Below are 14,363 nucleotides of genomic sequence, written 5' to 3'. Positions count from 1 at the left end.
TCTATTTTATACAGCAACCCGGCAGATCCCCATCTGCCGAAATCTTTTGGGAGATTTTCCTTGGGCAACGCTCGTAACATCGCCTTCTGGGTCGTTCTTTTTTTGCTGATCCTTGCACTGTTCAATCTGTTCAGCGGACCGGGTGGAACACTTCAGAGCAATGAAAGAACCTATTCCGATTTCGTGGCTGCCGCTCAGAATGGCGAAGTCAAAAATGTGACGCTTGATGGCGAGCAGATTCGCTATACCACGCAAAGTGGTGCCAGCTATGTCACCATCAAACCCGGCGACGCCGAGGTGACCAAGCTTCTGATCGACGAAAACATCCCCGTTCAGGCGGTGAAGCAACAGCAATCGGGTTTCCAATCGTTTCTGATCACGTTGCTGCCCTTCCTGCTGCTGATCGGTGTCTGGGTCTATTTCATGAACCGGATGCAGGGCGGCGGCAAAGGTGGCGCGATGGGCTTTGGCAAGTCCAAGGCCAAGATGCTGACCGAAAAGCATGGCCGCGTGACCTTTGACGACGTTGCTGGCATCGACGAGGCCAAGGAAGAGCTGGAAGAGATCGTCGAATTCCTGCGCAACCCGCAGAAGTTCAGCCGTCTGGGCGGTAAGATTCCCAAAGGCGCGCTGCTGGTTGGCCCTCCGGGTACAGGTAAAACGCTGCTGGCCCGTGCGATTGCGGGTGAGGCGGGTGTGCCGTTCTTCACCATCTCGGGCTCGGACTTTGTTGAGATGTTTGTGGGTGTGGGTGCGTCCCGTGTGCGCGACATGTTCGAACAGGCCAAAAAGAACGCGCCCTGTATCGTATTTATCGACGAGATCGACGCCGTGGGCCGCCATCGTGGTGCCGGTTATGGCGGCGGTAATGACGAACGCGAACAGACCCTAAACCAGTTGCTGGTTGAAATGGACGGTTTTGAGGCCAACGAAGGTGTAATCATTCTGGCGGCTACCAACCGTAAGGACGTTCTGGACCCCGCACTGCTGCGTCCGGGCCGTTTTGACCGGAACGTGACCGTCGGCAATCCCGACATCAAAGGTCGTGAGAAGATTTTGGGCGTGCATGCGCGCAAGACGCCTTTGGGCCCCGATGTCGATCTGCGCATCATTGCACGCGGTACGCCGGGCTTCTCGGGTGCTGATCTGGCCAACCTCGTGAATGAGGCTGCGCTGATGGCCGCGCGTGTGGGCCGCCGCTTTGTCACCATGGAAGATTTCGAGAATGCCAAAGACAAGGTGATGATGGGGGCCGAGCGCCGCAGCATGGTGCTGACCCAGGATCAGAAGGAAAAGACCGCTTATCACGAGGCCGGACATGCAGTTGTTGGCCTGACCCTGCCGCTGTGTGATCCTGTCTATAAGGCAACGATTATTCCGCGCGGTGGTGCGTTGGGTATGGTTGTCTCGCTGCCGGAAATGGATCGCCTGAACTATCACCGCGATGAGTGTGAGCAAAAGCTTGCCATGACCATGGCGGGTAAAGCGGCTGAGGTGATCAAATACGGCGAAGACCATGTCTCGAACGGACCGGCCGGTGACATCATGCAGGCTAGCCAGTTGGCGCGCGCCATGGTGATGCGCTGGGGCATGTCGGACAAGGTCGGCAATATCGACTATGCCGAAGCGCATGAGGGCTATCAGGGTAACACCGCGGGCTTCTCGGTCTCCGCCCATACCAAGGAATTGATCGAAGAAGAGGTGAAGCGTCTGATCCAGCAAGGGTACGAGCGTGCACACCAAATTCTGACAGATCAGAATGAGGAATGGGAACGTCTGGCTCAGGGTCTTCTGGAGTACGAAACTCTGACCGGGGACGAAATCAAACGCGTCATGAACGGCGAACCGCCGACCGAAGGCGATGACGAAGGCGACAGCCCGGATGAAGGTAGCGCACCGAGCGTCACGGCCATTCCAAAGACTAAGGTCAAGAAATCCCCACCAGAAGGCGGGATGGAGCCTGAACCAACAGCATAATGACAAAACCCGGGTACCTCCCGGGTTTTTTCTTTTCTTTGCCCCCTGACTGGCCTCTATTCACCTTTGGACCATGGAAAGGGAAAGGTGTTGCTATGCCAGTTTTGCGGGAAACGGAATTCACGGGCGAAGTTGTTTGGCTGGGGTGTGTTCCTGCCGGTGACTCGATCCGCGCGCAAGCGGTCGACAGTTTGTCGCTTGGATTTTCGGGCGTGGCAGGCGAACGTCACGAAGGAGTCAATCGCGCCTCATGTGTGCGCGTCCAAAACCTTTATGCGAAGGGAACGGAAATTCGAAACGTGCGCCAGCTGTCCGTGCTATCGCAAGAAGAGATGCAGGCAACCGCCACCGCAATGGGTTTGGAAACCCTCGACCCTTCTTTCCTTGGCGTGAGCGTCGTGCTGCGCGGGATTCCCGACTTCACGCATATCCCTCCGTCCTCGCGTCTGCAGGGACCGGATGGTGTGACGATCACTGTAGATATGGAAAATCGTCCCTGCGTGATACCCGGGCGTGAGGTCGAGGCTGATTTACCCGGCCATGGTGCATCTTTCAAACCCGCCGCGCAGGGTCGGCGCGGCGTGACGGCATGGGTCGAAAAACCGGGTGCTTTGAAACTGGGGGATAAGTTGAAACTATTCGTCCCGGATCAACGCGCTTGGACACCTTAAGATACAGGTTTTCCTATGGGAAACGATCAAAGTTCCGTGACGCGAACCTGTAAGTGACTCTACGCCGTTTCACAGCGCGATTATGTCGGAATCTATATCCATTGCATTAGTGCACAACGGTATGGATTGACCAGCACCGGGCTATTTGCGCCGGTTTGCACGGCATTCAATCAGGGATCAGGCCCAATGAGCTACAAATCCGACATCGAAATCGCTCGCGAAGCGAATAAAAAGCCGATTCAGGAAATCGGCGCCAAGATCGGCATCGAGTCCGCCGACCTGCTGCCTTATGGGCACGACAAAGCGAAGGTCAGCCAGGACTTCATCAACTCGGTTCAGGACCGCGAAGATGGAAAGCTGATCCTTGTCACCGCGATCAACCCGACCCCGGCGGGTGAAGGTAAGACCACCACGACCGTTGGTCTGGGTGATGGCCTGAACCGCATCGGCAAGAACGCGATGATCTGTATCCGCGAAGCCTCGCTGGGTCCGAACTTCGGCATGAAGGGCGGCGCTGCAGGTGGTGGCTACGCACAGGTTGTTCCGATGGAGGAAATGAACCTGCACTTCACCGGCGACTTCCACGCCATCACCTCGGCTCACTCGTTGCTGTCGGCGATGATCGACAACCACATCTATTGGGGCAACGAGTGCGACATCGACATCCGTCGCGTTGCATGGCGCCGCGTGGTCGACATGAACGACCGTGCTCTGCGTCAGATCACCGCTTCGCTGGGTGGCGTGTCGAACGGCTTCCCGCGTGAAGCAGGCTTTGACATCACAGTGGCGTCCGAAGTTATGGCGATCCTGTGCCTGGCCAACGACCTGAAAGACCTCGAGCAGCGCCTGGGTGACATTATCGTGGCCTACCGCCGCGACAAAACTCCGGTCTACTGCCGCGACATCAAGGCCGAAGGCGCAATGACCGTTCTGCTGAAGGACGCGATGCAGCCGAACCTGGTGCAGACGCTGGAAAACAACCCGGCCTTCGTCCACGGCGGCCCTTTCGCGAACATCGCGCACGGCTGTAACTCGGTCATCGCGACCAAGACCGCGCTGAAAGTTGCTGACTATGTCGTGACCGAAGCGGGCTTTGGTGCCGACCTGGGTGCCGAGAAGTTCATGAACATCAAATGCCGCAAGGCAGGTATCGCACCTTCGGCGGTCGTTCTGGTTGCCACCGTACGCGCGATGAAGATGAACGGCGGCGTTGCCAAGGCTGACCTGGGCGCGGAAAACGTCGACGCGGTTCAGTCAGGCTGTGCCAACCTGGGACGTCATATCGAAAACGTGAAGTCCTTTGGCGTACCGGTCGTCGTTGCTATTAACCACTTTGTCACCGATACCGACGCCGAAGTGCAGGCGGTTAAGGACTACTGTGGTGAGCACGGCGTTGAGGCGATCCTGTCCCGTCACTGGGAACTGGGTTCGGAAGGTTCGGCCCCGCTGGCCGAGAAAGTTGTCGAAATTGTCGAAGGTGGCACCGCGAACTTTGCGCCCATCTACCCCGACGATATGCCGCTGTTCGAAAAGATCGAAACCATCGCTAAGCGCATCTACCGCGCGGACGAGGTTCTGGCCGACAACAAGATCCGCAACCAACTGCGCGAGTGGGAAGATGCGGGTTACGGCAACCTGCCGGTCTGCATGGCGAAAACCCAGTATTCGTTCTCAACCGACCCGACCCTGCGCGGTGCGCCGGTTGGACACTCGGTCCCGGTGCGTGAAGTTCGCTTGTCCGCAGGCGCTGGCTTTATCGTGGTTGTCTGTGGTGAGATCATGACCATGCCCGGTCTGCCCCGCAAACCTGCGGCTGAGACGATCCGTCTCAACGATGAAGGCCAGATCGAGGGCTTGTTCTAAGCCGTTTTTTGAACCATCTCGTGGTCCGGGGATACCCCGGGCCATGAGGAGATCGCAATGCCCACTCTGACACCGCCGCAAGACTGTCAATCGATGCAGGAATTGCGGGATCAGATCGATAAGCTGGACCGCCAACTGATCGAGATGTTGGTGACGCGCGCAGGTTACATCGACCGCGCTTCGCAGCTGAAACCCGGCGAGGGCCTGCCGGCCCGAATCCCGGATCGCGTCGAACAGGTGGTGCAACGCGTGCGCGACAGTTCGGACGAAATGGGAATGGACCCTGATCTGGCCGAAGAGTTGTGGCGCATATTGATTGACTGGTCGATTGCGCGTGAGGAACGCGTTCTCGGCCCGGACTGAATGAACGGGCGCTGTGCGCCCGATCCGTTTTTGGAAAGAAGGGATCACAGGATGGTAGCCCAGGTTATCGACGGTAAGGCCTTTGCCGCCAAAGTGCGCGCGCAAGTTGCCGATCAGGTTGCAAAGCTGAAAGAGGAAAACGGCATCACGCCCGGTCTGGCCGTGGTTCTGGTGGGCGAAGACCCGGCAAGCCAGGTTTATGTCCGTTCGAAAGGCAAGCAGACCGTCGAGGTCGGCATGAACTCGTACGAGCACAAGCTGGAAGCCGACACCTCAGAAGAAGATCTGCTGGCGTTGATCGACAAGCTGAACAACGATCCGGCTGTTAACGGCATTCTGGTCCAACTGCCGCTGCCCAAGCACCTGAACGAAGACCTGGTAATCAACTCGATCGACCCGGCCAAAGATGTGGACGGTTTCCACATCTCGAACGTGGGTCTGCTGGGCACCGGTCAGAAGTCCATGGTGCCCTGCACCCCGCTGGGCTGTCTGATGATGCTGCGCGACTATCACGGTTCGCTGTCGGGTATGGACGCGGTTGTGATCGGTCGTTCGAACATCGTGGGTAAGCCGATGGCGCAGCTGCTGCTGGGCGATAGCTGTACCGTGACGATCGCGCATAGTCGCACCAAAGACCTGCCAGAAGTTGTTCGCCGCGCCGACATCGTCGTTGCAGCCGTAGGTCGCCCTGAAATGGTGCCCGGAGATTGGATCAAGGAAGGCGCGACCGTGATCGACGTGGGCATCAACCGGGTCGAGCGCGACGGCAAGAACAAGCTGGTCGGCGATGTCGACTACGCCAGTGCCGCGGAACGTGCGGGCGCGATCACTCCGGTACCGGGTGGCGTTGGGCCAATGACCATCGCTTGCCTGTTGGCAAACACAGTGACGGCCTGCTGCCGCGCAAACGGCCTGCCAGAGCCGGAAGGCCTGACTGCCTGATACAACCGCGCATCAGCGCGTTGATTGGAAAGCTAGGGCCGAGGGGTGAGAGATCCCTTCGGCCCTTTTCATTGGATTAAGATAACAATTAAGTTTGAATTGCAGGGGTTTGATTGTGATCTGATGAGTGATAAGTCCTTATTTCCATTTGGTTAACTGGTTCCAGCTAAACGTGGCATTAGCTTTGACCGGATACAAAGAATAGAAAACCGAGAAGGTATGAGGATTAGTCTGAACTCAGTTTTGGCCGAGGTGACGGTGCTGCGATTGATTGCGGGACTGATTTTCTTGCCCATCATGGCGCTGGTTTTCCAACCTTTTCAGAACATGGAGCTGTCCTTTTCGCTTCGCCTGATCTTTTGGACCGGCGTCATGGCGCTGGCGCTGGGGGTAAGCTGGGTCGCGCGGCGGCTACTGGCAAGGTGGTTTGCGCATAGCCAGTTCACGGCGCGAGAATTGGTTATTGTTCCGATCGTTTTCGTGCTGTTCGTTCCGGCCTTGTGGTTAATGGCCTGGCTTTTATTCGCGGTCGAGGGGCAGACAGCCCCCGATGTATGGTCCGTGGCTTCCTATGGCGTGCTGATAGCGTCCGGTTTGCTATTGGTCCGCAGAACTCCGGCAGTAGCGGAGCCAGAGGATGTCGCGCGCGTTGAACCGCGCCTTCTCAAAAGGCTTCCCGAGGGTTTTTCAGGTCAGATCCTACACCTCATGGTGCGTGACCATAGCGTGGATGTCGTCACGTCAGAAGGGACATACACGATCCGTTCCCGTCTGAGCGACGCCATCGCCGAGATGGAGCCTGAGCCGGGCCATTGCACGCACCGGTCGCACTGGGTCGTGGACGCCGCCATTGCCGGAGTGGAGCGGGAGGGAGGTAAGATCTTTTTGCGCCTGACGAACAACAACCTTGTACCAATCAGTCGAAAATACAAACCGATGCTTGAACGCGATGGAGTGATTTAAGCGCACCTATCGTGGCATTGGTATCAACTGAGGATTCCGACCGGTTAAGATCGCCACTGCGTTATTGCCCATAAGGTCACCAAATGCGTGGTCTGAGCTGAAAAGGCCGCCGGTATAAGTGCCATAGGCGGGCATGATCAACCGCCTGTCATCCGCCAGAAACGCCGGGCGCGAAATCATACGCCCTCGGGTACGAAGCCTTGCTTTGGGATGGTAATGACCTGAAATTTCGGCATGACCGTCGGGTTGAGCGATATGGCGGAATACCAAGGGGCCGGCCCTATACTCAGCCAAGTGAGTTCCGCCCAGATCGACGGGTCCGGGATCATGGTTTCCTTCGATCCAGATCCATTGACGACCAGCTTGCAAGGCATTGATCTGCAATTGATCAGACGCGTCCAAGGTCATCACCGCATCCAGATCATCGAAACTGTCACCGAGGCATATTACGGTGCTGGCACCAGTGTATTCAACATCACCGGACAGTCGGGTCAGTGTATCAAGGTTCTCGTAAGGTGGCAGGGATGCCCCGCCTCGTCGGGCGATACGCTCTGCCTTCCCCAGATGCAGATCCGAGACGCATAAGACGCTGTGCTTGGGCCACCACAAAGCACCTGACCCCAAGGCGTGCAGGGTCTGCCCCGCAAATGAAAACGGCAATTCGTTCATGTTACGTTCTTGACGTGATTAAGCGTTCGAGGCAAGCGATTCCAAACCCGCCTCCTTCATTAAGCGGGCGCTTTCTTCGGCCAAAAGGCGTTCCTCGGCGGCGCCTTTGACCGGTACTTTTCCAACCTCAAGAAACAGGGGCGCTGAAAGCGGCGAGACCCGATCCAACCTCAACAGATCAATGCGACCGCCGATGCGGGCAATCATTGCTTCAATTCGGCCAAAGTCGACAAGCCCACGCATCGCCTCTTCACGTGTGATCTGCATCAACAGGTGCTCAGGATCGTATTTTTGCAACGTGTCATACAGGATGTCGGACGAGAATGTGGCCTGCCGTCCGCTTTTGCGCTGCCCGCCGGTGTTTCGTTCAATAAGCCCGGCTATGGTCGCCGAAGAGCGGAAGGTGCGTTTCATCACGGCATTGCCAGCAAGCCATGTGTCCAGCCCATCGCGCAGCTTGTCCAGTTCAAATAAGGGTCGCGGGTCAACCACCGCGTCCAGACCCCAGATCAGCGTTGCGTAATCCGTGGCGACAAAGCCCAAAGGGGCAAGGCCTGTTTCTTCCATACGTTTGGTTAACAGCAGGCCCAGCGTCTGTTGCGCGTTTCGTCCCGCGAACCCATAAACGCACAGGTGTTCCCGACCGTCGTTGGGAAAACTTTCTACAAGCAAACGATCACGCTGAGGCAGTTGAGACATGTTGCGCTGCAAGGCTAGCCAGTCCGCCGTATGCGCTGGTAATTGCGGCCAATCGGATTGCGAAAACATGCTCAATATCCGATCGCTCAGTTGGGTCGAGGTAGCGAATTTTGTGCCGGAATACGTGGCAATCTTGGGCTTGCGATCTGCACGTCGACTGACCTCAACCGTCATTTCGCGCAACCCTTCGTATCGCACGATCTGGCCCCCGATCAGGAAGGTGTCACCCGGGGTCAGGGATGCCGCAAAAGCTTCTTCAACCTCACCCAAAGGTTTGCCGCCACGATTGCGTTTCAGGCGAACTTTCAGCGTGTCGGTATCCTGTATTGTGCCCAGATTCATTCGGATGCGCGGTGCCGCCCGTGGATCGCGTAACTGCCATTTTCCATCGGGCCGTTTTTGCAGCCGCTGCCAACGGTCATAGGCGCGCAGCGCGTAACCTCCTGTGGCACAGAAATCCAGACAGGCGTCAAAGGCGGCACGGTCCAAGTCAGCATAGGGTCCAGCAGTGGACATTTCGCGATAAAGTGTGTCGGCATCGAAGGGGCCAGCTGCTGCCGCGATCAGGATATGTTGGCACAAAACGTCCCGCGGGCCGGAACCCCGTGGCTCGCCGTCAAGCTCATGCGCTTTTGCGGCTTCCAGCGCGGCAACGCACTCTACCACTTCGAACCGGTTCGTGGGCACCAGTAAAGCCTTAGATGGGGCGTTGTAGCGATGATTTGCGCGCCCTATGCGTTGAACAAGACGTTTGACGTTCTTGGGTGCGCCAATCTGGATCACCAAGTCCACATCGCCCCAGTCGATCCCAAGATCGAGGCTTCCGGTACAGACAATTGCGCGCAGGTCGCCACGAACCATCGCAGCCTCGACTCGTTCGCGTTGTTGTCGATCCAGGCTGCCGTGGTGGATACCAATTGGCAGGCTTTCCTCATTTTCCAGCCAAAGGTTGTGAAAGAAAATCTCGGCCTGTGCGCGGGTATTGTGAAAGATCAGAGTTGTCTTGTGCTGCCTGACCTGTTCCAGCACGGTCGGAATCGCATAGGCAGCCCCACCACCCGACCAAGGCGGCGCTTCGGCGGTTTCCAGCATGCGGATATCCGGATCTGGGCCTGGGTCCGCATGAACAACGGGGCAGGGATCAGGATGGCGGGCCAGAAAACGGGCGATTGCCTCTGTGTCTTCAACCGTAGCAGACAGCCCGACCCGGCGCAGATCAGGGCACAGGGTTTGAAGCCGCGCCAAGGCCAGCATCAACTGATCGCCGCGCTTACTTTCGGCCAATGCATGGATTTCGTCGACAATGACTCGTTGCACACCTTGGAACATACGCGGCGCATCCTCGTACGAAGTCAGCAACGCAAGGCTCTCGGGGGTTGTCAGCAAGATGTGTGGAGGATCGACACGTTGCCGTTTTTTCTGCGTGGCTGAGGTATCTCCGGTTCGGTCTTCGATACGTATGTTCAGGCCGATTTCTTCAGCAGGGCCACGCAAGTTACGCCGAATGTCAGCCGCAAGCGCCTTTAGCGGCGAGACATAGATCGTGTGCAGGCCAGCGTGATCTTGTTCCGCCAAATCTGCGAGGGTGGGAAGAAAGCCCGCCATTGTTTTGCCGCCGCCAGTCGGCGCAATAAGCAGTGTCGCAGGGTCTGAGGCCCGATCAAACATCTGTTGCTGGTGCGGATGGATGGACCAGCCTCTGGATTCAAACCAGTTTGTGATCCGGGCGGGAATCTGCGTCATAGCCGCAGATTAACCGCCCTATTATGGATTTTACACGCCGTTATTTGACGATTTTCTCGTCCTTGACGAACATGTTGGCCCACGCACGATCAATCAAGTCCGGGCTCATTTGATAGGGGATACCTTCAAACTCGCAGATCGAGATCATCTGGTCGATCAGGAAGATCGGCTGATAGTTAGCGTAGATATTGTTGATGGTTGGGTACTTCACCTTGAGCAGATGCACCAACGCGGCCTCGTCCAGCGGCATACCGCGTTTGCGTGCGACCATGGCGAAGATTTTCAGGAAGTTCTCCTGGTTCGGGCCGTCAATCTTGATCTTGAAGAAGATCCGGCGCAAAGCCGCTTGGTCAAAGATCTCGTTCGGGTGGAAGTTGGTCGAGAAGATGACCAGCGTGTCGAAGGGAACTTCGAACTTTTCACCCGACTGAAGACCAAGAATATCCTTGTTTTCTTCCAGCGGAACAATCCAACGGTTGATCAGAGCCTGAGGTGGTTCCTGTTGACGGCCAAGGTCGTCCACGATGAAGATCCCACCGGTCGACTTTAGCTGCAGAGGGGCCTGATAGGTTCGGGCCGTGGGGTTGTAGACCAAGTCCAGCATGCTGAGCGTCAATTCACCACCAGTTACAACAGTGGGACGTTCGCACTGAACGTAACGCGTGTCGAACCGCTTGCGTCGCCGCAGGCTATTGGGATCGTCAGCTTCTTGCTCAATGGCAGTATGCACGATTGGATCGTAAACTGTGATCACCTGACCGGCGTATTCGATGGCGCGCGGAACGTACACGTTGTCCCCCAGCGCGTCCCGAATACCGTTCGAGATTGAGGACTTACCGTTGCCCGGAGGTCCATACATCAGTACCGAGCGACCCGCGCTAACAGCAGGCCCCAACTGATCAAGTAGCATATCCGGCAGAACCAGATGGCCCATCGCACCCGTCAACTGATCGCGGGTGACCTGAATGTTGCGGATCGACTGGCGTTTCACTTGTTCCCGGTACACATCCAAAGGAACCGGCATCGCACCAAAATATTCGGATTGGCTGAGCGCATCCAAAGCGCGCGCCTTGCCTGCGTCAGTCAACTGGTAACCCATTTCGTTGCCACTGTTGGCATTCAGCGTACCAGTCGCCTCGAGCAGCTTCTGCTCGCGCGCGATATCGATCAGTTCCTGCGTCACCGCACCCGGAAGGCAAACCGCTTCGGCCACTTCCGAAACCGTGTCGACGTTTTTGCGGAAAATCGTTTTCAGCAAAATGTCCCGCATCATTACGATAGGCAATTGCATTTCGCCGAGCCCTTTGGGGGTAGGGGGGGCCATTACCGAGGTCGTCTGCATATTCATGAGCGTTGCTCGTCCATCCAGTATTCACGCCATAGGCCCGCATGGGCCGCTTGGTGAAAATCTGGTCTTGCTTTGTGGCATCACCAAGGCAGGGACAAGGCGGAGTAATGATAGTTTACGAGCCGTAAACAGTGCCCAAAATCAGGTAGATGGCGAGGCTGCCGCCCAGTGAAAATCCCATGGGGAATTGCTTGCCCCGGTCCCAACTTTCCCAATCGGGCGCGATTGTCCGCAACGGCGTGTGTTTTGCCAATCTGTGCGTTACGAAAGCGGCCAGCGTAGCCGTCATCAGGATGAACAGAATCACCATGACGTCACCTGCCCAAACAAACGCTGAAGCCGCTGCGATGAACTTGGCATCACCAGCCCCCATCACGCCTGCGGCGTTGAACAAAATCCCCAGGATCAGAAAAACCGGGATATGAACAAGCTGCCAAAGGTAAGGCGGTAAAGCCATGGAAAGTGGGCCAATTCCGCCTTTTGTCCAGTCGTTTGACCATGGTGGCAAAACAAAAAGACCGACGACTAGAAACACCGCGGCCAGCGCCACGACCGCGTGGTTCTTGATCAGCATGGAACGTAGGTCCGTGAAGGCCACGTAAAAGCAGATCGGCAGAACGAACGGTAGAAACCAGCCTGCAGCCACTGCAGGAATCTGCATCAAATCAGGCTTCCTCGAGTGCCCGCAATGAGCGAACGGCTTCTTCGAAATGCTGCGGATGCGTTGCGATGGCTTCGCGGAACAGATTCTTAGCCGTGGTAACGTCGCCTTGCTTTACCGCAGAGATGCCCATTGTGTTCAGCAGCAGCGCGCGTTCAACCTGTGACAGAGGCACAACCGGCATGCTATAGTTGCCTTGCGCTGCACGTGCCAAAACCAGGTTGTTTTTCGCCGTGAACAGAGAGCTGTCCTGCCGGATCGCTTCTGAAAACAGGCGTTCGGCTTCTTCGAATTCACCACGGGACAGTTTCGAATATCCCCAGTTGTTCATGACGCTACCGGGACGGGTGGTCAGCCCAACTGCGGTTTCATAGAAATGGTCCGCGCGCTTCCAGTCTTGGTTGGAGTCCGCAACCACAGCTTCGAGGCGATAACGCTTGAATGTCTCAAACGTTGGCGGGATCGAATCCAGTACCTTTTTTGCCTCGGTCCAATTACCAGAACGCACCAACGAGTCGGCATATTCGACACGGTCGACGTTGCCTGCGCCTTTCATGGTCGTCACTTTTTTCCACGCGGCCGCGGCCTCGGTCGTCCGCTTTGCCCGTGCCAAGGAAATTGCCAGTCCACGCTGCAGGTCAATGCGCCCGGGGTTTTTGGCCGCCGCACCTTGGAAATAGGTCACAGCTTCGTTTGGGTCGGCAGCCGAAAGCAGAACCTCGTTCAGGTTGGTTTCGTCAATGACGTTAACCTCCTGAAAGGTTTTTTCGACTTTTTCCTCCTCGGTCTCTTTTTCGCAGGCAGCAACAAGCAACCCACAGACCAGCATCGTCGGAATCAAGAATTGTTGGCGCATTTTGCGTCCCTTACTGCTCTTGCCTATGTTACGGGAGCTTGCGAAGCTTGAATTGCCCGTCGCCTTGCTGCTCCAGCGTGTATTCTTGTTCTTCGTCAGTAGTATTAACAGGATTTTCCATTTTTGCGAGCGCTAAGCGAAGATTGTCGCGGATTGCGTCACTTTCGCCATTGTCCAGCGCGAACGCGCGTTGGAAGACCTGAGCGGCTTCTGGGTATTCGCCCTTTTCGATGAGGATGACGCCCAGATTGTTCCACGCAACAGGCCAGTCGGGGTTTTCCGCAACTGAACGCCGCAACAGAGTTTCTGCGGGCCCCAATTGCCTAAGCCCAAGGTTGGCAGTGCCCATCGCCGCCATTATTTCTGCGGTCATCCCCTGATCCAATGCGGCGCGGGCGAGAGAGTCCAGCGCAAGATCATACTCGCCAGCTGAGAGTAACCGGTTGCCAACGACCAGAGGGTCTTCAACCTCTCCACTTGGGTCAAAACCTGGTGGATCAAGGCTGTCGTACAAGCTTTTTTCGGTGCAAGAGGCCACCATGGCGATCACCATGGCGGCCCCGAGCACTTGGCGAATCCTGTGGTGGACACACCTGGACGTTAAAATCATCAGGCCATCAGCCCCCTGCGAAATCCGCGATACCTTTTGCCGAAGGGCCAACAAGAATAACCAAAAGCGGCGGTACCGTTAGCATCATAGTGGCAAGTGTCATCTTGGTTGGCAACTTGTTAGCAGCCTCTTCTGCCCGCATCACGCGTTTGTCACGCATTTCACTCGCGTAGACACGCAAGGCATCTGCGATTGATGTACCGAACGTCGCCGATTGGATCATGACCGTAACAAAAGAGCTGACATCCTGAACGCCGCAGCGCGTACCGAAATCGCGCAGAACGGTATCTTTGTCTTTACCAGCTTTCAATTCGTAAGCTACGACCTCGAATTCTTGTGCGATGTCTGGATAAGAAGCTTTCATTTCAGCTGCCACGCGAACAATCGCTTGATCGAGTGACTGACCCGCCTCCACACATACGAGCATCAAATCTAGTGTATCCGGAAAGCCCGCGACGATTGCCTCTTCTCGTTCAGCAATTCGGCGCGTGATCCAGTATTTTGGCAAGTAGTACAAAGCTAGCGCCGGTACAATTACGCGGGTCGCTGTCTGCTGCCCCGTGAATTCATTGTCACCGGCCAAGACCGTAACCAGTGCAACACCGATAAGGATACCGATCATACCGAGTGCAAATTGAGCGAAGTGGAAAAAACGCACTGCGTCCTTGGAATGATAGCCGGCTTGGCGCAGTTTAAGCTGCATTGCCGACAATTCTTCCTGGTCTTGCGGCTCCAGAAATGTCGAAAACTTTTCCAGCTGCTCATTGCGACCGGCATTTCTTAAACGATCACGTTTGTCCTGCTTCTTGTTTTTCTTGGGCGCAGCCGTCGAGCGCTGCAGCTTTTTCAAAGGATCTTCTGGCTGGTTCATCATCAGTGGAACGGCGACGAGTATCATTACCAAGCCGAGAATTCCCACTACTATGAGGGGACCGAACTCTCCCAAGTTGTCTGTCAGGAGGGTGTTGATTTGGGTCAGAAATTCCATTGTTGAGCCC

13 protein-coding genes are annotated in these 14,363 nt (G+C 56.3%); 6 read left to right on the top strand and 7 right to left on the bottom strand.

What is annotated here, in order from left to right:
• Positions 1–60 precede the first annotated feature (60 nt).
• From ftsH to ACR0DG_RS04485, 6 genes are all read left to right on the top strand, one after another.
• Positions 61–1,977, top strand: a complete 1,917-nt coding sequence (ftsH, locus tag ACR0DG_RS04510; protein ID WP_480694696.1) for an ATP-dependent zinc metalloprotease FtsH — start codon at positions 61–63, stop codon at positions 1,975–1,977.
• Between the two features lie 95 nt (positions 1,978–2,072).
• Complete coding sequence (locus ACR0DG_RS04505) at positions 2,073–2,648, top strand: MOSC domain-containing protein (protein ID WP_480694694.1); 576 nt, start codon at positions 2,073–2,075, stop codon at positions 2,646–2,648.
• 186 nt (positions 2,649–2,834) lie between these two features.
• Positions 2,835–4,511, top strand: a complete 1,677-nt coding sequence (locus ACR0DG_RS04500) for a formate--tetrahydrofolate ligase (protein ID WP_480694692.1) — start codon at positions 2,835–2,837, stop codon at positions 4,509–4,511.
• A 57-nt stretch (positions 4,512–4,568) separates the two neighbouring features.
• The gene (locus ACR0DG_RS04495; protein WP_480694691.1) at positions 4,569–4,874 is read left to right on the top strand and encodes a chorismate mutase; all 306 of its coding nucleotides are present in this window, start codon (positions 4,569–4,571) and stop codon (positions 4,872–4,874) included.
• A gap of 51 nt (positions 4,875–4,925) precedes the next feature.
• Positions 4,926–5,816: a bifunctional methylenetetrahydrofolate dehydrogenase/methenyltetrahydrofolate cyclohydrolase FolD gene (gene folD, locus ACR0DG_RS04490; RefSeq protein WP_480694689.1), complete on the top strand. Its 891-nt coding sequence runs from the start codon at positions 4,926–4,928 to the stop codon at positions 5,814–5,816.
• Positions 5,817–6,035: 219 nt separating this feature from the next.
• A complete protein-coding gene (locus ACR0DG_RS04485) occupies positions 6,036–6,779 on the top strand; it encodes a LytTR family DNA-binding domain-containing protein (RefSeq protein ID WP_480694687.1) in 744 nt (247 codons plus the stop codon).
• Between the two features lie 6 nt (positions 6,780–6,785).
• Here ACR0DG_RS04485 and pdeM read toward each other — a convergent pair whose 3' ends face one another.
• The 7 genes from pdeM to ACR0DG_RS04450 all read right to left on the bottom strand — a co-directional run bounded on the left by pdeM (position 6,786) and on the right by ACR0DG_RS04450 (position 14,353).
• Entirely contained in the window at positions 6,786–7,448 is a 663-nt protein-coding gene (gene pdeM / locus ACR0DG_RS04480; RefSeq protein WP_480694686.1) for a ligase-associated DNA damage response endonuclease PdeM, read from the bottom strand.
• Positions 7,449–7,466: 18 nt separating this feature from the next.
• Positions 7,467–9,890, bottom strand: a complete 2,424-nt coding sequence (locus tag ACR0DG_RS04475; protein WP_480694684.1) for a ligase-associated DNA damage response DEXH box helicase — start codon at positions 9,888–9,890, stop codon at positions 7,467–7,469.
• Positions 9,891–9,930: 40 nt separating this feature from the next.
• A complete protein-coding gene (locus tag ACR0DG_RS04470; RefSeq protein ID WP_480694682.1) occupies positions 9,931–11,238 on the bottom strand; it encodes a P-loop NTPase family protein in 1,308 nt (435 codons plus the stop codon).
• A gap of 115 nt (positions 11,239–11,353) precedes the next feature.
• On the bottom strand, positions 11,354–11,899 hold the full coding sequence (locus ACR0DG_RS04465; RefSeq protein ID WP_480694680.1) for a prepilin peptidase: 546 nt from the start codon (positions 11,897–11,899) through the stop codon (positions 11,354–11,356).
• A gap of 4 nt (positions 11,900–11,903) precedes the next feature.
• Entirely contained in the window at positions 11,904–12,755 is an 852-nt protein-coding gene (locus ACR0DG_RS04460; RefSeq protein ID WP_480694678.1) for a tetratricopeptide repeat protein, read from the bottom strand.
• A gap of 28 nt (positions 12,756–12,783) precedes the next feature.
• Positions 12,784–13,323, bottom strand: a complete 540-nt coding sequence (locus ACR0DG_RS04455; RefSeq protein WP_480694676.1) for a tetratricopeptide repeat protein — start codon at positions 13,321–13,323, stop codon at positions 12,784–12,786.
• 49 nt (positions 13,324–13,372) lie between these two features.
• The gene (locus ACR0DG_RS04450) at positions 13,373–14,353 is read right to left on the bottom strand and encodes a type II secretion system F family protein (RefSeq protein WP_480694674.1); all 981 of its coding nucleotides are present in this window, start codon (positions 14,351–14,353) and stop codon (positions 13,373–13,375) included.
• Between the last annotated feature and the right edge of the window lie 10 nt (positions 14,354–14,363).

Source organism: Ruegeria sp. BG8 (assembly GCF_056538325.1).
Note: the sequence above shows the minus strand (reverse complement) of the source record. Positions and strands in the feature narration are given on the sequence as shown.